At 63.7% G+C, this 19204-nt stretch carries 20 protein-coding genes; 14 read left to right on the forward strand and 6 right to left on the reverse strand.

Annotated features, from left to right (window positions below):
* The first annotated feature begins 29 nt into the window (after nt 1–29).
* Nucleotides 30–3377: an ATP-binding protein gene (locus ACSQ9I_RS33205; protein WP_436316266.1), complete on the forward strand. Its 3348-nt coding sequence runs from the start codon at nt 30–32 to the stop codon at nt 3375–3377.
* A 35-nt stretch (nt 3378–3412) separates the two neighbouring features.
* Here ACSQ9I_RS33205 and ACSQ9I_RS33210 read toward each other — a convergent pair whose 3' ends face one another.
* Nucleotides 3413–3823, reverse strand: coding sequence for a nuclear transport factor 2 family protein (locus tag ACSQ9I_RS33210; protein WP_436293111.1), 411 nt, complete (start codon nt 3821–3823; stop codon nt 3413–3415).
* Between the two features lie 170 nt (nt 3824–3993).
* Nucleotides 3994–5613, reverse strand: coding sequence for a LuxR C-terminal-related transcriptional regulator (locus ACSQ9I_RS33215; protein WP_436293110.1), 1620 nt, complete (start codon nt 5611–5613; stop codon nt 3994–3996).
* Between the two features lie 217 nt (nt 5614–5830).
* Between ACSQ9I_RS33215 and ACSQ9I_RS33220 the strand changes: the two genes are divergently transcribed.
* The 3 genes from ACSQ9I_RS33220 to ACSQ9I_RS33230 are packed head-to-tail and all read left to right on the forward strand — an operon-like array spanning nt 5831 to nt 8766.
* Nucleotides 5831–7213, forward strand: a complete 1383-nt coding sequence (locus ACSQ9I_RS33220; RefSeq protein WP_436293109.1) for an FAD-binding oxidoreductase — start codon at nt 5831–5833, stop codon at nt 7211–7213.
* A 5-nt stretch (nt 7214–7218) separates the two neighbouring features.
* A complete protein-coding gene (locus ACSQ9I_RS33225) occupies nt 7219–7899 on the forward strand; it encodes a DUF1326 domain-containing protein (protein WP_436293108.1) in 681 nt (226 codons plus the stop codon).
* A gap of 15 nt (nt 7900–7914) precedes the next feature.
* A complete protein-coding gene (locus ACSQ9I_RS33230) occupies nt 7915–8766 on the forward strand; it encodes a DUF2182 domain-containing protein (protein ID WP_436316267.1) in 852 nt (283 codons plus the stop codon).
* 398 nt (nt 8767–9164) lie between these two features.
* Here the strand turns inward: ACSQ9I_RS33230 and ACSQ9I_RS33235 are convergent, their stop codons facing one another.
* Nucleotides 9165–9671 carry a hypothetical protein gene (locus ACSQ9I_RS33235; protein WP_436316268.1) on the reverse strand — a complete coding sequence of 169 codons (507 nt, stop codon included), beginning with the start codon at nt 9669–9671 and terminating at the stop codon, nt 9165–9167.
* A 166-nt stretch (nt 9672–9837) separates the two neighbouring features.
* Here ACSQ9I_RS33235 and ACSQ9I_RS33240 point away from each other — a divergent pair, with 166 nt between their 5' ends.
* The 6 genes from ACSQ9I_RS33240 to ACSQ9I_RS33265 all read left to right on the forward strand — a co-directional run bounded on the left by ACSQ9I_RS33240 (nt 9838) and on the right by ACSQ9I_RS33265 (nt 13284).
* Entirely contained in the window at nt 9838–10113 is a 276-nt protein-coding gene (locus ACSQ9I_RS33240; RefSeq protein ID WP_093110472.1) for a hypothetical protein, read from the forward strand.
* Between the two features lie 90 nt (nt 10114–10203).
* Nucleotides 10204–10545 carry a helix-turn-helix domain-containing protein gene (locus ACSQ9I_RS33245; RefSeq protein ID WP_436317097.1) on the forward strand — a complete coding sequence of 114 codons (342 nt, stop codon included), beginning with the start codon at nt 10204–10206 and terminating at the stop codon, nt 10543–10545.
* Nucleotides 10509–11093: a hypothetical protein gene (locus tag ACSQ9I_RS33250; RefSeq protein ID WP_436316269.1), complete on the forward strand. Its 585-nt coding sequence runs from the start codon at nt 10509–10511 to the stop codon at nt 11091–11093. The genes ACSQ9I_RS33245 and ACSQ9I_RS33250 overlap by 37 nt, the downstream gene beginning before the upstream one ends.
* A 132-nt stretch (nt 11094–11225) precedes the next feature.
* A complete protein-coding gene (locus ACSQ9I_RS33255; RefSeq protein WP_436316270.1) occupies nt 11226–12257 on the forward strand; it encodes a carbon-nitrogen hydrolase family protein in 1032 nt (343 codons plus the stop codon).
* Nucleotides 12258–12299: 42 nt separating this feature from the next.
* Nucleotides 12300–12914, forward strand: a complete 615-nt coding sequence (locus tag ACSQ9I_RS33260) for a pyridoxamine 5'-phosphate oxidase family protein (RefSeq protein ID WP_436316271.1) — start codon at nt 12300–12302, stop codon at nt 12912–12914.
* A gap of 28 nt (nt 12915–12942) precedes the next feature.
* Nucleotides 12943–13284: a DUF6537 domain-containing protein gene (locus tag ACSQ9I_RS33265; protein WP_436316272.1), complete on the forward strand. Its 342-nt coding sequence runs from the start codon at nt 12943–12945 to the stop codon at nt 13282–13284.
* Nucleotides 13285–13516: 232 nt separating this feature from the next.
* Here ACSQ9I_RS33265 and ACSQ9I_RS33270 read toward each other — a convergent pair whose 3' ends face one another.
* From ACSQ9I_RS33270 to ACSQ9I_RS33280, 3 genes are all read right to left on the reverse strand, one after another.
* Entirely contained in the window at nt 13517–14410 is an 894-nt protein-coding gene (locus tag ACSQ9I_RS33270; protein WP_436296924.1) for a DUF72 domain-containing protein, read from the reverse strand.
* Nucleotides 14411–14572: 162 nt separating this feature from the next.
* Nucleotides 14573–15253 (reverse strand): cyclase family protein, encoded by a 681-nt coding sequence (locus ACSQ9I_RS33275; RefSeq protein ID WP_436316273.1) that lies wholly within the window; start codon nt 15251–15253, stop codon nt 14573–14575.
* Nucleotides 15254–15736: 483 nt separating this feature from the next.
* Nucleotides 15737–16411: an alpha/beta hydrolase-fold protein gene (locus ACSQ9I_RS33280; protein WP_436316274.1), complete on the reverse strand. Its 675-nt coding sequence runs from the start codon at nt 16409–16411 to the stop codon at nt 15737–15739.
* A 949-nt stretch (nt 16412–17360) separates the two neighbouring features.
* On the opposite strand from ACSQ9I_RS33280, the gene ACSQ9I_RS33285 reads away from it, so the two are divergent.
* The 4 genes from ACSQ9I_RS33285 to phaP all read left to right on the forward strand — a co-directional run bounded on the left by ACSQ9I_RS33285 (nt 17361) and on the right by phaP (nt 19154).
* Entirely contained in the window at nt 17361–17933 is a 573-nt protein-coding gene (locus ACSQ9I_RS33285; RefSeq protein ID WP_436316275.1) for a hypothetical protein, read from the forward strand.
* A 162-nt stretch (nt 17934–18095) separates the two neighbouring features.
* Nucleotides 18096–18233, forward strand: a complete 138-nt coding sequence (locus ACSQ9I_RS33290; protein WP_436316276.1) for a hypothetical protein — start codon at nt 18096–18098, stop codon at nt 18231–18233.
* 133 nt (nt 18234–18366) lie between these two features.
* Nucleotides 18367–18600: a DUF2789 domain-containing protein gene (locus tag ACSQ9I_RS33295; RefSeq protein WP_436317098.1), complete on the forward strand. Its 234-nt coding sequence runs from the start codon at nt 18367–18369 to the stop codon at nt 18598–18600.
* A gap of 143 nt (nt 18601–18743) precedes the next feature.
* Entirely contained in the window at nt 18744–19154 is a 411-nt protein-coding gene (gene phaP / locus ACSQ9I_RS33300) for a TIGR01841 family phasin (RefSeq protein ID WP_436316277.1), read from the forward strand.
* Nucleotides 19155–19204 lie beyond the last annotated feature (50 nt).

The raw sequence follows: 19204 nt of genomic DNA on the forward strand, positions 1-19204 counted from the left end.
CGGTCCCAAGGTACAGCAGACGTCGCTCGGTGACCGAGCGCAGTGACAAAATCTCCGAAGCGGTCGTTCGCGCCTTGCGATGCCGGCAGGCATGGAGGGCCGACCCTGTGTCTGCTGTTCAAAGGATCGAACTGGCGCTGCTTTCAAAGCTGGACCGCCACACGAGGAGCCATATGCCGGGTGACACGAGCGGGGTCGGTGGCGAACGGCCGACGCGGTTACAGGTCCGACTTCTTGGTGCAGTCGAGATCATCCTGGACGGCCGGCGTCTTCGCGCCTTCAACTCTCTTCGCTTGCAACGGTTTCTGGGGTTGATCGCGTTACGCAGAGACGCGCAGCAGCGCTCACGACTCGCGTTCGAGCTCTGGCCAGACTCCGACGAACGTCAGGCGCGCACCAACCTCAGAAAGCTGCTGCACGACTTCCGTCATTCCCTTCCCGACATCGGTAAGTTCGTCGAGATCGACAACGAGACTGTGCGGTGGATTCCGAGTGGACCGGGCGAGGTCGACGTGCTGAGGTTCCAGGATGCCATGGCGGCCGGTGATTTCGAGCTCGCCGCGCGCCTCTATTCGGGCGATCTCCTTCCGGCTTGTTATGACGACTGGGTTCTGGATGAGCGAGCGAAACTTCGAGCGCAGGCGTATGGGGCCCTCGTGCGGCTGACAGAAGAGGCTGCCAGGCGCGACGACCACAACGCCGCGATCAGGCATGCCCAACGCATCATCGACCTGGAGCCGACCGACGAAGCGGCCGTTCGAATTCAGATGGAAGCACATCTCGCGCTCGGCGATAGAGCCGCGGCGCTGCGCTCCTACCATCGGTACGCGGAGGTGCTCGAGCGCGATCTCGCGGTGGCACCGGGCGAGGCGATCGGGGCCATGGTCCGAGCGCTGCGGGCTGGCACACTCAACCGTGACGAAGTGCAGGGCAAGGACCTACCCGTCGCCGAATCGCCTTTCGTCGGCCGCGACCTCGAGTGGAACCAGCTCTACGAGGCATGGAACACCGCGCGGCAGGGTCGCGCACATCTCTTGTTGGTGACCGGGGAACCGGGGATCGGAAAGTCCCGTCTCGCACTGGAACTCGGCCGCCGAGTTCGAGCAGAGGGACACGTGGTGGCATCGGCTCGTGCGTACGAGGCTGCGGGCAGACTGCCGTGGGGTCCCGTCGTCGACCTGCTCCGATCGGATGCTCTGCGAAGCGACATCGACACGCTCGACACGGTTTGGAGTGCCGAGCTCGCTCGTCTCCTGCCCGAGCTCCGCGACGTTTCGGAGCCCTCTGAACGGAGCCCGTCGGGCGACCCGGCTCAGCGCCATCGGTTGTTCGATGCCGTGACCCGAGCCATCGTCGTCGGCGACCGCCCGCGCCTGCTGATCATCGACGATCTGCAGTGGTGTGACGCCGAGACCATCGAGTTGATCGGTTTCATCATCCGTTCCCGACAGACGGCACCGGTCCTCATCGTCGGTTCTGTCCGCTCGGAGGAGATCCCACAGCATCATCCCCTCGTTGGACTCGTCGACGCGTTGGGCCACGACCAGGCAGTGACGACAGTGCCACTCGACCGACTCGACGAAGCGACCACGGCGACGCTCGCTGCCCGGCTGCGCGCCGAGGACACGATCGATCCGAAGCTGGCGGCACGACTGTGGAGCGAGACCGAAGGCAATCCACTCTTTGTCATCGAGGCTCTTCGGGCCGGGATCTCCTCTGATGGAAGTCAAGCCGTGCTCACACAGACGATGCGGGCGGTGCTGCGCGCCCGGCTGGGCCAACTCACTGACGGCGCTCGGCGACTGGCCGAAGTGGCGGCCGTCATCGGCCGGCCCTTCTCGGTCGGCCTGATGGTCTCGACCACTGGCATCGATGAGCGCGATCTCATCGATCACGTCGACGAACTCTGGCGTCGACGGATCATCCGCGATCAGGGGCTCACGTACGATTTCAGTCACGACAAGCTTCGTGCGGTCGCGCTGGAGATGCTCAGCCCGGCTCGTCGACGCCAACTCCACCGGGCTGTCGCCGAGGCGATTGCGGTCGAGCCCCACGGCGACATCGACGCGGCCAGCCCGCAGCTGGCCGCACACTACGACCAGGCCGGCATGGTGGATGCGGCCATCGATGCCTACCGCGTGGCGGGGCGCCGAGCGGTGGCCGTGTCGGCCCTCGAAGAAGCGGTCACCATGTTTCAGCGAGCGCTCGCACTGCTCGCCGACCTGCCACCGTCACCCGACCGCGACGCGCTCGAGCTCGATATCCGGATCGCCCTCGGATCCCCGCTTGTTGCCCTCGACGGCTACGGCTCCAAGGGTGCGCACCAACTCTACGAGCGAGCCCTTTCGCTATGCCGCAAGCTTCACAGACCCGTGGCGCCGCCGATCCTGCGTGGTCTCGGCCTCGCCCGGCTGCAGGGCTGCCGCTTCGACGATTGCGATGAACTCGCCCGGGCCCTTCTCGAGCATGAGAGTCATGATCCGATCGCCAGGACAGAGGGCCGATATCTCCTCGGCGTGAGCGCGTTCTGGCGGGGCGATCTGGCCGGAGCCCGCCACCATCTCGATGGCGCTATCGAAGCCTATGACGTGTCCCGTCGCGACGAGCATCTGGCGTTGTACGCCCAGGACCCGAAGGCGGTTTGCCTGGTACGGCTGGCCCTCGTCGAGCTGTGGGCCGGAGATGCCGGCAGGGCCGGCCACACAGCTCGATCTGCACTTGAGATCGCGGTGGATCTCGATCATCTGATGACGTTGGCGTACGTCATCACTTACGCGGCGATCCTCGCGGCCGAATCCGAAGATCTCTCCCGCCTCGCCGAGCTGCTCGCGGAGGCCGACCTTCTGTGGAAGCGTCTTTCGGAGCGCTACCTCATGGCCGTCCTGGAGGCGCTTCGGGGCTGGCTGGACGTGTGCGAGGGATCGGCTGAGGGCATCGAGAAGATCGTGCGGTCGGCGGCGCGCTCGCGTGCCGAAGGGGAGACCCTCCACCTGACCTACACACTCCTTCTCCTCGCCCGCGCTCGCGGCATGCTCGGCGAGTTCCACCAGGGACGAGCCGCCACACGCGAGGCGCTCTTGTGGTCACACCGCTGCAACCAGCGCTATCTCGAGGCCGAGCTGTGGCGAGTCGACGGTGAGCTGGCTTATCGCAGCGGAGAAAGCGAAACCGCCGCCGCTTCTCTGCGCCGTGCCATCGAGATCGGCAGCGCTCAAGGGGCGGGCTGGCTGGAGCTTCGAGCGCTGCACTCCTTGGCCAGTCGATTTCCCGATCAGGCGCTGCGGGAGCAGCTCGCGGACCTCGTTGAGACCATTCCATCGGGCCACGATCTCCCGGCGTTCCGGGCAGCCACCAGTCTTCTGCGCGAGTCCGGTTGAGTTCTAGAGTGGAAGATCTCCAGCCATTACATTTCCTACGTTGCGGTCGCGCCCTGGGGGTAGGCTGCGGCGACCCGGGCCGTGTCGTACATGCAGAGGAAGTTCCGGATCTTGCCCTCGCGTACGACGAACGTCTCGACCAGGCGCGTCCGCCACTCGCGTCCGGTCGCTTTGCAACGGCAGTGTTCGTGGGCAAGAACGGTCACGAAGTCGCCGTCCGCGTGGAATTCGTCGGGACCGAACTCGATAATCTCGCAGGTGTCGGCGAATTTCTGAAGCGCTTCGCCCATACCTCGGGCTCCCATGTACTTACCGGCGAACGGGATGTTGTTGGCACCCAAGAACTCGACCTCGCAGTCGTTTCCAAAATTGGCGAGGACACCCTGGATGTCGCCACTACGGAAGAGGTCGTAAACGTTGCGGACGATGTCGACACTGGTACTCATGGCAATCCTCCTTTCTAAATCGGTAGCACGAACGACACTGCCGGATGTGGTCCGCGCTGTCGTTCCTCTACCGACCAAATCTGCCACCATGCCCGCCGTGGTGCTTCGGCGAAATCACCCAACTCCGCCCGATTCCTCGGGTGGGTAATTTGCGCCAGGACTGTCGGCGATCAAAAGAGCTTGTGGTCGTAGGCGTAGGCGGTGGCGGCCGCACGCGAGGGAACGCCGAGCTTGGTGAGGATGTTGCTCACGTGTCGGTCGATTGTCCGCTCGCTCAGCGACAGTTCGCACGCGATGCCTTTGTTGGTTTTCCCGGCGGCGATCAGCCGAAGCACCTGAAGCTCGCGGGACGTCAGCAAGGGCCGATGGTTGCGTGTCTGTTTCTCGATTGCATCGAGCCGGACGAGATCGGGTAAGGCCCCGAGCTGGTGGAAGACCGCCCTGGCGGCACCAAGCTCGAGTCCAGCTGTCTCGGCGTCGCCCAGCGACAGGCACACTCCTCCGAGAAGCACGCGAACGCGAGCAGCGGCGTACGGCACCCCGAGCTGCTGCCACATTTGGAACGCGCGACGTAGAGGGGCGATCGCTGTCCGGGCATCGCCGTCGGCCAACTCGACGGCACCGCGGGCATGCGCGGCGAGCGCGTGCAGGACGTCTGTGTCGATGGTCTCGGCGAGCTCCTCCAACTCAGCACATGCGGAGCTGGCCTCCTTTACTGCAGACCCGGACAGCATGATTTCGATGTAGGCGGGTAGCAGCTTCGCCCGCTCGAATGGATCGGTCGTCGCGTCTACGACGCGGCGAATCGTCGCGCACGCAGCGTCCCACCGCCCCTGGGCCATGAGGAGCAGCGCCAGTCCGGGTTGCGGTTCGCATCCCCACCGACTTGCGTTGCGGTACGCCTCTTCGGCCGCGGGAACGTTGCCTTGCAACCGAAGAATCTCACCTTGCAAGTAGAACGCTGCGGCAGGCGGTTGTCGGTCGGTCGGCGCGCGACGCTCACAAGCGCGGGTGGCTTCCGACAGTGCGTCCGGCCAGGCTCCTTCGAACTCCAGGATCTCGGCTCGGTGAACCAGACACGTGCCCGTGAACGCCAGCATGTCCGGCTGCTGCTCGCACCATTTGGAGAGCGCGGCGGTCCACTCGCGAGCACGGCTCAGAGCGCACACTTTCTGGCAGGCGTCGAGCACGCTGCAATAGATCAAACCGGTGAAGATGGGCGATAGTTCTCCGGTCATTGCCGCAAGCATCGCCTCGTCGAGCAACGCGAGGCCAGCATTGACCGTTCCTTTGTCGAGGAGAGCACGTCCCTGCAGGTGACGGGCGCAAGCAACCAGATCAGCATCGCCAAAACGCTGACCAACGGCGGCGGCGCGGCTCGCGGCGGCGTGGGCGGCGGCGCCGTTGCGTTCGGCGAGATGCTGCTCGGCGAGCGGCAGCAGCAAGTACCCCTGCTCCACGCAGTCGCGTGATTCGATCAATCGTCCCGCGCGCGAGAGCCATCCGGTCGCGATCCCCTTGTCGCCCCGGAGGAGAGCTGTCAGGGCCAACCAGAATGCCGCGCGTGCCGCTCGTGCCTGGTTGCCGGCGGACAGGTTCAGGTGATGTGCCCGCTCCAGGACTCTCTGGAAATCCTGGTCGCGACCGGTCAAGTAGGCACAGGTCCCCAGCAGCTCGAGGTCGTCGTGATCGAGCGGCCGGGCTTGATCCGCAAGCGAGAGTGCCCCATAGGCCTCACTCCACGCGCGACGGCGATACGCCGCGCGACCCTGTTCGAGCGTGTTGAGCATGGCGCGATCCGTACTCCCATTTGGTGATCTTCACCGATTTGAAGCTTACCGCCCGAAGCATGCCCGATCGCTGAGCTCCTGGGGAAGCGTCTCCCGATGCGTGATCTCCCGGCGTTCCGGGCAGCCACCGGCCTTCTGAGCGAGTCCGGCTGAGAGGGAACGATTCGGGAACGCCTGCGGGCGCAACCTCGGTAAGACGAAGCTGCAGGAGCGCCCAATGAGCGACACGATCAAGGCATTGACCGAAGCGGTACGCGGCCTCGTCATCACCCCGTCCGATTCTGACTACGACGACGCCCGTGCTGTCCACAACGCCATGCACGACCGCAGGCCCCGCGCCGTCATCCGCTGCGTGGATTCGGCCGACGTGATGGCCGCGGTCGCTGCCGCCCGCGACGGCGGCTTGGACCCGGCCATTCGCGGTGGGGGCCACAGCGTTCCCGGATTCGGCACGGTGGACGACGGCCTGGTCATCGACCTGTCGAGGATGAACAACGTGCGGGTCGACCCGGTCAAGAAGATCGCCCGGGTCGGGGGCGGCGCGACGTGGGGCGATGTCGACCACGCGACCTACCCGTTCGGCCTGGCCGCGCCCGGCGGGGTCATCTCCACGACCGGGGTGGGCGGCCTGACGCTGGGCGGCGGCATCGGCTACCTGACCCGCGGCGCCGGTCTCTCCATCGACAACCTGCTGGCAGCCGATGTCGTTCTCGCCGACGGCCGGCAGGTCACCGCGAGCGATTACCAGAACGAAGACCTGTTCTGGGCCCTGCGCGGGGGCAGCGGCAATTTCGGTGTCGTCACCAGCTTCGTGTTTCAGCTCCACGAGGTGGGCGACATCGTGGGCGGCCCGCTGTTCTACGAGTTCGACGATGCCGCGGCGGTCCTGGAGTGCTACCGCGAATACATTGCGGATGCGCCCGAACAGCTCGGCTGCTTCTTCGGCTGGCAGATTGCCCCTGACCTGCCGTTTATCCCCAAGAACCGGGTCGGGGATCTGTTCTGTGTACTGGTCACGTGCTGGAACGGTCCACACGAGGAGGCCGAGCGAGTACTCAAGCCACTGCGCGACGCTGCCGAAGTGAAGGCGGAGCAGTTCGGCGTGATGCCGTACCCGGCCCTGCAAAGCGCCTTCGACTTCTTGGTCCCGAAGGGCATGCAGTACTACTGGAAAGCAGACTTCATCACCGAGCTCACCGACGCGGCGATCGCTGCTCACGTCGAGCATGGGAAAAGGACACCGCACATCAGCTCGAGCATGCATCTCCAGCCGATCAACGGTGCGGCGCAACGGGTCGGCGCCAACGAGACCGCGTTCGGTCACCGGGACAAGAGCTTTGTCCCGCTGATCCTGGGAATCTGGTCGGACCCGGCCGACAACGAGGCCAACATCAAGTGGGTGAAAGACTACTACGCAGCGATTCATCCCCACTCGGGCGGCGACGGGGGCTACGTCAACTTCATGTCGGGCGACGACGATCACCGTGCGCCCGCAAACTATGGCGCCAACTACGAGCGGCTCGCCGCAGTGAAGGCGACCTATGACCCGGACAACCTCTTCCACATCAACCAGAACATCGCTCCGGCGAACGGGAGCTGAGCATCATGGCTTTCGAGATGACCCATCAATGGCTATTCAAGAGCGAAACCTATGACAACTGCAATTGCGCCGTGAATTGCGGTTGCCAATTCAACTTGCCGAGTACACATGGATATTGCCAGTCGGCCTTCGTCGGCAAAGTCGTTGAAGGCCATTTCAACGATACGCCGCTCGCGGGGCTGCATTGGGCGGCGCTGTACAAGTGGCCCGGCGAGATCAAGGACGGAAACGGAAAACGCCAGATCGTCATCGACGAACGTGCGGATGAAGCTCAACGGGCAGCACTTGAAACGATCATCTCGGGTGGGGCATGCGAACTGTCGAGCAATCTATTCGCCGTGTTTGCGTCCACATGCTCGGAATTTTGCAGGACATTGTTCCTGCCGATCAGTCTCGAAGCGAACCTGGAACTCAGAACTGCAAGGGTCGACATCCCGGGCGTCATGCAGAGCAGTGGCAGACCGATCATCAACGAGTTCAACGGTGAACCGTTCCACATTGCGTTGGCGCGTCCGAGTGGCAGCTTCGAGTTCACCTACGCAGAGATCGGGCTGGGGACGACCTCGGTGACGGGCGACATGGAGATGGCGTTCGAAGATTCATGGGCGCACTATTGTGTTCACCACTTCAACCAGCATGGCTTGGTCCGCGAAAGATCAAGGCTCACAGCATGGCTTGACGCGTGACCTCCATACGATCGGGTGAAGAGTAAGGACGGCCCCATCAACGCCACACTCGAGGCATTGGTCAGGCGCGATCGCCTGGTCGTCGTTACCGCGCTGACTGCGGTTATCGCTCTGTCGTGGGCGTATCTGCTGGCCGGCGCCGGCATGGGCATGTCGGCTTTCGAGATGACCCGCGTGTCGCAGCTCGGGATGGCAAGGGGCATGTCCGAAGGGGGTATGGCCGGCATGGCGATGATGACGCGCGCGGCCTGGACGCCCGGCTATGCAGTCCTGATGTTCTTCATGTGGTGGGTCATGATGGTCGCGATGATGCTGCCTAGCGCGGCGCCGGTGATCCTCTTGTTTGCGACGGTCAATCGCAGGCAGCGCGACACCGGCCATCCCTACGTCGCGACGAGCATTTTCGCGTTTGGCTATCTCGCCGCCTGGGCTGGCTTCAGCCTGGTCGCGGTCATCGTGCAGTGGGGGTTCGAGCTCACCGGTGTCCTTTCACCGACGCTCGTCGCGACCAACGCGACCTTGGGCGGCTTCCTGCTGTTCGCCGCCGGCGTTTACCAACTCACCCCGATCAAGCATGCCTGCCTTCGCCAATGCCGATCGCCGCTTGCATTCCTCAGTACCCATTGGCGGCGGGGCGCCCGTGGCGCGCTATGCATGGGTCTTTTGCACGGCGCCTTCTGCGTCGGCTGCTGCTGGCTCCTGATGGGGCTGATGTTTTTCGGCGGCGTGATGAACCTCTACTGGATTGCGGGCCTCGCGCTGTTCGTACTGTGCGAAAAGACTGTCCCTGCGGGACACTGGTTCGGCTACGCGATCGGCGTCGCTCTGCTCGTCTGCGGTGCCGGGATGCTAGCGCTCGCGTTTTAAGAAGGGGCATACAGGCATCACGCGGCCTGTTGGATCACAGGAGAGCAGTTCGATAGTTGAATCGTGTCGCCAACGACCGGTTCCAAGGTGGAGCTGTCGGTCGATCAGAAAATCGCCACGGGCTCCTTTGGGCCCCAACCGGCGGTTGCGACCTAACCGGCGGCGGCTCGTGATCCCCTCGCGGCCCCGGAAAATTCAAAGATGGGTGAAAAACCCACCGGAAAATTCAAAGTGTGTTGCCCAGCGCGTTCAAAGTAGCTTGGCAGAGCTGCTCCAAAGTCCTTGATGCGCAACGCCACGGCCTTCGATCCTTGCCGCCGATCGACAGCTTGAGCCATGGAGGGTTGCGGCACCCGCCATCCTTGAGTCAGATCTGCACCCAAGCACCTGCTGGGCCGCTACGCCTTCGACGCGGTGACCCGGTCCGCGAGCTCCCTGATGCGGAGGTCGACCAGCGAACGCCAGCCCTTGAGGTCCGAGCTTCGCCCGTATTGCGCTTCAACCTCTTTCTCCGCCTGCGCACCAAACTGGCGTCTGGTCCAAATGGGCAAGCGAGGAGTTCGCGCGCGCGGGGTGGCCTCGCGCGGGCTCGGACGCGCCGAGAGAGCACCGAAGGCGGATGCGTGTCCCGCGTCGAACTCCGCCATCAGCTGAGCTGGATTCTCCGCGAGCAAGCTGCACTCCCGCTCGGTGAGACGGCGGACATCAGGCGTCCCATGCAGCGGCCGAGCTGAGACTTCGGTGCCGAGCATCTTTCGATAGCAGCCTGCGCCCAGGACGATGATTCCCTCGCTGTGGACGACGTAAAGCTGCCGAAAAACAGTGCGGCCACAGCCTGCGGCCTGACATGCAAACCGTCTGGCTTGTGCAACCTCCACAATCGCGAGCAGCTTTCCAGTTTCCATCCGCCGGCCCGATCAGGACTTGGATAGGAAAGTATGTTTCGAGCGATGGTGTTTGTCCGCTGCACTTCCGGCCTAGGTCAGTACATCCTTTGCCAGCTAGCTGGTGCGAACCGCTTGCGGAATATCTCGTTTGGAGAATGGCGGAAGGCTGGGGCAAACTACGCTCATGACGGCCACCAGTGATGAGATCGCAGCCCTGCGAGTCGAGTTCGAACGTTCCCATCGCCGGCCTGCTCGCGCGCTGGCAGAGCTGCTGTTGCTTGGAAATGTGATCCTCGAAGATCACCAGTTGCTTGAGGGAAAGACCGGCGACGCCTTTGAGCAGTTCGTGCTACAGAGCTTGAGCGATCAGGGCGTGGAAGTGGGCGAGTTCGCTGCCGCCGTGAAAGCGTTGGGCACCCTGCGAGCGACGCTGGCCGAACTCCAGCAATTGCCTGACTAAGTAGGCAGTTTCATAAATGCGGCCACGTATATTCTTGATAAGTTCGGCCGCGTATGGCGTCTTGTGCAATCCTTCGACCAGGGGTTGCATATGCCAAGGAAGAGTCCGTTCCATATCGAGTTGACGCTGGATGAGTCGGCCGAGTTGAATCGTCGTGCAACCAGATATGCGTTGCCGTATTTCGAAGTTGTTCGAGCCAAGATGATCCTGATGGCCGCCAACGGCTTGGACAACGACGAGATCGCCGCGCGGCTGGACACCCGGCGCGAGGTGGTCAGTCAGTGGCGCCAGCGCTTCTTCAAGGAGCGATTGGCGGGCCTCGAAGAGAGAGCCCGCCCGCCCTCGGGTCTTTCCTCCCAGAGGTCACGGTTGAGATCAAGGCGCTCGCCTGCGAGTTGCCGGCCACCTTGGGCTTGCCGCTGTCGCGCCTGAGCGTCGCCGACGTGGCGCGACACGCGCAGCGCTCGGGCCTGGTGGCGCGCATCAGCGACAGCACGGTCTGGCGTTGGTTGCACGAGGACGCGATTCGCCCTTGGCGGCACCGTTGCTGGATCTTTGCGCGGGACCCGGACTTCCATGCCAAGGCCGGCCGCATCCTGGATCTGTACGAGCGACGCTGGCAAGGGCAGTCACTGCGCAAGGACGAGTTCGTCATCTCTACCGACGAGAAGACCAGTATCCAGGCTCGGCTGCGCATGCATCCGAGCCTGCCTACCGAGGCGGGAAAGTCAATGCGCGTGGAGCACGAGTACGAACGCGCCGGCGCCTGGGCGTACTTGGCGGCGTTGGGCGTGCATCGCGCCAAGGTGTTCGGCCGCTGCGAAGCAACCACAGGCATCGCGCCCTTCGAGCGTTTGGTCGATCAGGTCATGAGCCAGCCGCCATACGTAAGCGGCTGCGGCGACGACGGAGGGGTGTTGATCGGCCGCATTCTGTGCCGGATGTGCCAGCAGCGAAATCCGACGATGCGCGATTTTTAGACAAGAACGCTGCAACGCCTGGACAAGCGTCAAAGCCGAAGCCGCCCTAGTCTTCGGTCAACCTGCTGACAAGGCGGGGACAACCCCTCAGCCCTTGGGCACCACGCACGAAATCCACCGGAGTTCTCCATCATGGCAAGCAAGACCCACCCCAGGCTACGCGTCGCCGCGGTCCAGGCCGCCCCCGTGTTCCTCGACCTCGACGCGACGATCGACAAGACCATCGACCTGATGGGCCGTGCGGCGAAGGATGGCATCCAGCTGCTGGCATTCCCCGAGACCTGGTTGCCGGGCTACCCCTGGTGGATCTGGCTGGATTCGCCGGCCTGGGGCATGCAGTTCGTGCAGCGCTACCACGACAACTCGCTGGTGATCGGATCGCCCGAGTTCGAGCGCATCAGGGACGCCGCGCGCAAGCATCGCATCTGGATCTCGTCGGGCTTCAGCGAGAAGGCCGGAGGCAGCCTCTACATCGCTCAGTTCCTGATCGACGACAAGGGCAACGTCGTGCAGACGCGCCGCAAGCTCAAGCCCACCCACGTCGAGCGCACCGTCTTCGGCGAGGGCGACGGCTCCGACCTCAGCGTGTGCGAAACAGAGATCGGCAACATCGGGTCACTGTGCTGCTGGGAGCATCTGCAGCCGCTTTCCAAGTACGCCATGTACTCGCAGAACGAGCAGATCCATTGCGCCGCCTGGCCGAGCTTCTCCCTCTATCGGGGCGGCGCCTACGCGCTCGGCCCGGAGGTCAACAACGGCGCCAGCCAGCTCTATGCCGCCGAGGGCCAGTGCTTCGTGATCGCGCCATGCGCCACGGTATCGAGCCCCATGGTCGACCTGCTGTGCACCGACCCGACGAAGAAGCAGCTGCTGCTCGCCGGTGGTGGCTTCGCGCGCATCTACGGGCCGGACGGCTCTCCGCTCGGCACGAACCTGGCCGAGACCGAGGAGGGTTTCGTCGTCGCGGACATCGACCTCGGGCTGATCTCACTGGCCAAGGCGGCCGCCGACCCCAGCGGCCACTACGCGCGGCCCGACGTGACGCAGCTGCTCTTGAACAAGACTCGGCGGGAAGCCGTCGTGGTCCAGACTTCTCCCGCGGCTGAGATGACGGAGGCCACCCCCGTGGCGGAACCCGCCGCGGCGCAGGCCCTGTCCGCCTGAGCGGAGTACCGCATGAGCATCTATCACGACCAACAGCGCCAGTTGCAGGACGCGTTCGACACGCGCCGGCTGGCGGATGTCATCGAGACCCACAACCTGCACGACACCTTCAACCCGCTGGACACCGCGTTCATCGCGACGAAGGATTTCTTCTTTCTCGCGACGGCCGATGGCTCGGGAAAGCCAAGCTGCTCCTTCAAGGCCGGTCCGGCGGGCTTCGTCAAGGTGGTCGACGAACGGACTCTGGCCTTCCCTTGCTACGATGGGAACGGCATGTACCTGTCCATGGGCAACGTGTTGGCCAATCCAAAGGTCGGCATCCTGTTCATCGACTTCGAGAAGCCCAACCGCCTGCGGATCAGCGGAGAGGCGTCCGTGATGAGGGATGACCTGTTGATCTCCGAGTACCCGGAAGCCCAGTTCGTGGTCCGGGTTGCCGTCAGCGAGATCTTCCTGAACTGTCCTCGATACATCCCCAAGCTTCAGCGAGTCTCGAGTTCGCCGTTCGTGCCCGCGCCAGGGCGGGAAACGCCGTTTCCCAACTGGAAGCAGATCGACTTCGTGCGCGATACCTTGCCGGAGCGAGATCGTCGCAAGGCATTGGAGATGCCGGCGATTGACATCATGGACTACATCAAGGCGATCGAAGAATCGTGAATTAAGGGGCGAGTATGAGAAGTCGTCCATGACGTGGCTCGCGCGGGGCAAGGTGCTGCGCGGTGGCATTTTCGATGTCTTCGGCTACACGCAGGAGCGTCGCCTGCAACGCAGCCTGATCGCCCAGTTCGAGGCGCGGCTGGACGAGCTGGTGGCCGAGCTCTCACCCGAGAATCAGGCGCTCGCAGCGCAGATTGCCGCCATACCGCTCGCAATCCGGGGATTCGGCCATGTGAAGCTCGCCAACCTGGCGTCGGCGCGCGGACGCGAGGCGCGGCTGCTGCAGCGCTTTGCGCCTGCGCGCTATCCTCGACCGGTGTCCGCGGCGAGGGCAGGGCAGATCCGCGGCATCGCTGTCGCCGCACAGTGATCGCGTGAGCGCCACGAAGCTCACGAGGACTCGCGAGAACTGGCGAATTTCTGCGATGCGCCTTTTACATTTGCACTCCATAGGTCGCGACAGTCGCCGGCATCGAGGACCCACCCATCAATGGGTGGGCGCCGAAGCATCCTCTACCAGCGCCGATCGACTGTCACCTCCAAGCATGAGGCACCGGTGTTACGCCAGGATCAAGAGCCGACGCCCCATCGCCCTGGCTCGCTCAACCGTGCGCCAGCAGCATCTTCAGGAAAGTGAGCCCGTTGCGCTGGCCCTTGTCCTCGTCGCAGTTGTTGAAGATCAGGTGCGTGTTTCGCACCTTGTAGGCCAGCCGCACCACCTCGATCACGATCTCGCGCAGTTCCTGGTCCGGATAGTCGTAGTCGAAGCGCTCGGCTGCTGAAGACGCCCCCTTGATGTTGTAGGTGTCCACGTTGCGGCCGTGCAAGCGCACCAGCGCGTAGTCGGGGTTCGTGGTTTCCGCCAGCAGCGGCACGCTGTTGGCGAAGCCCTGCGGCCCGTCGACGATGGTGTGCACGGCGCCGAGCGCGCGCAAGAAGTCGATCGTGCCGGCGCGGCTCGCCTCGTCGAACCAGGACTTGTGCCGGAACTCGACGCTGCAGGTGTGCCCCTCCATCTGCTCGATGCAGTGCTCGACATGCGCATGCCCTTCGCGGTTGCACATCAGCCAGGGCGGGAACTGGAAGTGGACCAGGCCGAGCTTGCCTGCCGCCTTGAGCGGCGTGATTGCATCGACGAACCGGCGCCAGAGCTCGGCGCGGATCTCCGGCGGCGTGCTACGGTAGTACAGCGTCTGGCTCGTGCCCAGCGCCTCCTTGATGTCCTTGTGCAGCACCTTCGGGTCGGTCTGGTGGCCGGTGAACAGGCGAAAGGCCTTCACGTTGAATACGAAGCCCTCGGGCGTGCGCTCGGCCCAGTTGTGGGCGTTGGTCGGCGTGGGGATCCCGTAGTAGCTCGAATCGACTTCGACCAAAGGAAAGAGCGACGCGTAGTAGCGCAGACGCGCCTCGGGCGTCTTCGCTTCCTTCGGGTAGAAGCGCCCGCAGTCGATCAGCGTCTTGTCAGTCCAGGAGGCTGTGCCGACGAGGATGGCCATCGGCACATGCTACCGGCTCGAGCCAGTTTTCGGCAGCTTCGGCCGGCGTCATGGCGCGCAGACGGGCGTCGCGCCAAAGGTCCGCGGCAATGTCCTCCAGCTGCAGCGGGTCGACGCAGCTTGCGCTCACCAGCCCGTGACAAGATGCGGTTTCGCCTGTGTTTATTCACGCACCTCTGCAAAAGCACGGACCGGGAAGGCTGCCGCGTCCCTCGCCTTCAGCGGGATGGAGAAAAAGCGGAACGCCGCGCCGTGCAGGCGCGACAGTCCGGTGAGGTTTTCCACGATGAGGATGCCTTGCCTTAGAAACCGGGTATGTGCTGGACGTTCTGGATCCTGCGTGGAGTCGACGTTCGCGCAGTCCACCCCAAAAAGGGCAATTCCCGCATCGCAGAGCCAGGTCACCACTTCATGCGAGACGAACGGATGCAATCGGTAGGTCTCCGTTCCCCAATGGCGATCCCAGTCGAAGTTCACCAGCACTGCCCGGCCTGCGAGATGCTCGGGAAACTGCAGGTCTGTCAACCTCAGCTGCTGCCTGGGACCCGTGTGCCGGGCGTCGATGACTACGCCGTCCAGAATCAGGCGGCTGAGTTCGATGGAAGCGACATCGTTCGCGCCTTCGAAACGGTGACGCGGGGCATCCATCTTCGTGCCGACGGAGCTTTGGAATGCCACGTCAGAGATCTCGAACGAGGCCTTGTTCTCGTAGTGGGGGAGCGACTGCGCATGCGTCATGTAGGGTCGAATGTGCGCCGTGAGTTCGACTGTTTCGCCGTTCTCACCCTTGAAGAGGACGCCGGGCATCCCGTCGTGGAATACGTGAGAGAGGTCGACAAACATTTGTTCATCCCCCGCTTGCTTTCAGCGCAGACACCTCCGACCTGCTGGTGCGGCTCGCGCTCAGTGCCGGTCGCGAGCGCACCATAGTATGCAAGGGGCGGGCGGTCAATGGCGGTCGTTTCCATCCGCATCCGACTTGCGTTTGGCGCTGAAGCATGGATGCGCATCCAGTTCTTGTCCGTTCACTGGAGCTAACCGGAAACCCCATGCGCCCATACAGTATGTTCCGCATGTGTTCGCCATCATTTGCCGCTGCCGGCGAGAGCGACAAAAGACGCACCCCGAGGACATCGAGGCTGACCCTGTGCCAGGCGAGCTGCTGGTGTATCAGAAGGGGATGAAGCGCGTGGCCGTGCTGGGGGGCTGCGCCCACGTGCGCCGCCCTGAAACTCACAGAACCTCCCATCCTCGCGCAGATGAGCTGCAACGAGCGGGGTGCGGCTTTGTTCTGCAGATTCGCGCAGCCCTGAGCCTTCCGGTGGGTTAGCAGCGCGGCAGCTCCGACGCTGCGAGCATGCGTTGCCACAAGCCCAGCCACGGCTTCCAGTCATGCCCGCCCGGTGCGGTGAAGACTCGGCCAGGCGGCAACACCTGCGCAAGCACGCGGTGACTGGGCGCGAGGCTGTCGGAGAGCCCGTAGCCAAGGTAGAGGGGAGGTCGTGCGGATGCTTCACCCCGTAGCAAGACGCTCCGTACGCTGCGCCAGGCCTGCGGAGCGATTTCCCCGTCGAGGAGCGGGCCGACCGGTGCCTTCCACTGCATCAGACCGCCGGCGTCGACGATCGCCTGGGTCATTTCCGGCTCACCGAGGTAGGGCGCGAGCGCCAGGATCCCGGCCACGTCTGCAGGGTGCGCCTCGGCATATCGCAGTGCGCCAAGACCGCCCATCGAGATGCCCGCCAGCCAGATTGACCGGTAGCCCTTCGCCTGCGCGGGCGCGATGACGTCGGTGCGCAGGCGCTCGCGGATGCTGCGGTCCCTGTAATAGCCCAGATGTGCGTCGGCGCGCAGTACATCGACTGCGAGCCCGAGCGAGCGGGCCGCCGCGACGAAGCCCTCCCTCTCCAACTCGCGCAAGTTCATGCCGCGCCCCGGCAGGATGACCAGGAGAGTCCGGGCATCCGCCGTGCAATTGCTCTTGTCCAGTCGCGTGGACATGGGGACCACGGTGGCGCGCGGGAGATAGCTGCAGCTGGCCATGCCGGAAGCGGCGAGAGCTGCGCAGACCGCAGTCCACATGCCGAATCGCCGCCGAGTTGGACAAGGTCCATCCATCGCCCTCAGGCTAGCAGAAGGTGATCGGTGAGGTTGCCCGACGGCGAGCGCTTGAACGAGTGACACCCATGTACCAGGCCAAGACGGAGAACCGCTTCGAAGGCCTCAATGAAGCGCAGCTGTACGCGCGCAGCCCTGCTGGCAATTCGACCGGGTCAGACCGCATGCTCGCTGAAGCGCAGTGCGGTCGCCGCAAGCCGAGGGGCGTCCTTGGCGCGGTCGGCGCGGCAGGCACGCGGGTGCCGTGTCGCGCCATTTGCTCAGGGATATCAAAGACCCCAATGCTTTTTTGGAACGCATGCCGCCATCGAGGCGCGCGATCACGGATCTGTCGGCCTTCTTTGCGCGCGGCGGCAAGCTGATCATTCGCGAGAACGCGGCCGATCGGGCCCGAGCGCCTTGATGGGCATCGAGTACTACAAGGCGGTGGTGGCCCGGTTGGGCCAGTCGGCCGTGGACCAGTCAAGCTATGCGTGTCGCGTCTCGCAGCCATAGCGCTGACAGTACGGGGTGATGCCGGAGGCATGGCCGTTCAAGCGGCCATCGCCGCGGGGAAAGGGACGAGGCTTCGGCCAAATTGGAGATTGGCTGGGTTCGCACGAATGCGGATTTCAACAAGATCGGCGTCGGCGGCCCGGTGCATATTGCTAAACCGAGGCGGCTCGTTGGCGTTGCCGGTGCTTATGCTCTATAACGATCTCGGCCCGAACGTGAAGTGGGGCACATTGTCCGCCTTGATCACCGAAACGCGCGATACCTGCCCGAGAGAGGATGTGTCATCCTCGGTTTGACCTTCAGCCGCCGGATGACTTGAAATCGACCCTGATGAATTTTGATCTTTGAGAAACTGCACCTCGCGGGCCCGGACCTGTCGAACTATGAACTGGGCGAACCCGTGTTCGTCTATGACCGGGGTCGCTTTCTTGGCTCGCTCGATCCGATCGAAGTCAGCGCCGACAGGTCGGATGTTCACGTCAGTCGCTTCTTGGCTTCGCCGGCTTTGGGCAGCGAGCAACGCAACTTCGGCCCGCTCTTGCTGGTCGAGGTCACCATGTTTCTGGCTGAGCGCTTCCCTAGCATCCAGACCGTGTGCTTTACCTTGACGCGGGAGATAGAGATGTATGGCGAGGGCATGATGGTTGCCGCAGCCCGATCCGACCTGTTGCGAAGCATCGGCGCCACGGACGTCCATGTTCGACCGAAGCCGGACTCGAGCAAGCCCGGCAACTTCGTGCTCCAAGGCGTTTGGCTGTACACAGAGGACAATCTTGGCGCGCTCCGGGCAGCACTGACTACCCAGCGTGCGCTCTATCGCGAGCACCTGAGCCGCGTTCGAGCGGACAAGCGTCCGGTTCAGCTGCTGCGCCGCTTGAAGCAGTGGTGGGCGCACGATAGTCACAGATGAGGTGGCGCGCCTTTCGGGCAGTCAATCCGCCTTCGTGATGTCTCGTGCGCGCCGCTCAACTGCAAGGCCCGGATCGTCGCCTGAGCACTGGCGGGACCCCTGCGGATCTGCGTCCAGGACCCCTGCGGGCGGACGCGCTGCGCCTGTGCACCGGATCTGACCATGGCGGCCGCACAGGCCGCGCGCCATGGTCGCGAAGGTCATACTTGTGGGCTCAATCCCGTGGAGGAGCCCATGGCGGAGCTGGAGACCGAGTTCCACTACAACGGTCACGACGTTGCGATCACATTGGTCGAGTGAGAAGGAAGCCTGGCATTGGTCGTATGTCATGGACGCCACGTCGCGCTTCGAGCTGCAACAACCAGGGTTGCCGTCGAGCGAAATGGCACACCTGGACGCGATCAGAGATGCGCGTTCGATGGAGAATCCGTCAATGGACCTCACCGACCACAGCCTCCCGAACCTGTTTCGTCAGCTTGGGTTGCCAAGCACTCAGCCCGAGATTGATTCATTCATCTCAAGGCATCGGCCCTTGCGCGGCGAGATCGAGTTGGCGGACGCTCCGTTCTGGACTCCTGGGCAAGCGCAGTTCCTGCGGGAAGAGATCGGCGAGGACGCCGATTGGGCCGAGATTGTGGATCAGCTGAACGTGTTGCTGCGCGCGTAGCCGTTCGGCCCGTCGAACGCCGCGGGTGCAGCGGAGAGCGGCACGACACCGTAGGCGGACGGGGGATGCCACAGCTGCCACCATATGCAATGATGCTGCGCCGGCGCAGGTTTTGTTCCGGCCCCATCACCAGGAGAGACGCTATGGCAACAGAGATCAATCCGTTTGGCGATATGAAGAAAATGCTCGAGCAGTTGAAGATGCCGGGCGTCGACATGACGGCCATCGTCGAGGCGCGACGCAAGGATGTGGAAGCATTGGTTGAGGCCAACAAGGCCGCTTATGAATCCATGCAGGCCATGGTCCGCAAGCAAAGCGAAATGATGGCCGAGGCGATGCAAGTCGTGCAGGAAGTTGCCAAGGGCGCTACCAGCGGGGGCATAGACCCGGCAAAGCAAACTGAAGTGGTTCGCAGCGCATTCGAAAAGACGATCGCCGATATGAAAGAACTCGCCGAGATGGCGCGCCGCTCTCAGTCCGATGCGATGGCCCATATCACGCAGCGTGCCGCCGAGCACGTGGACGAGATCAAGAAAATGATGCAGCCCAAGTAGCGACAAGAACCCATGTATTTGTCTGTGACCCGTGAAATTCGCGATGAAGT

The sequence above is a fragment of the Variovorax sp. LjRoot84 genome, assembly GCF_964254305.1.
Classification (GTDB): Bacteria; Pseudomonadota; Gammaproteobacteria; order Burkholderiales; family Burkholderiaceae_C; genus Variovorax.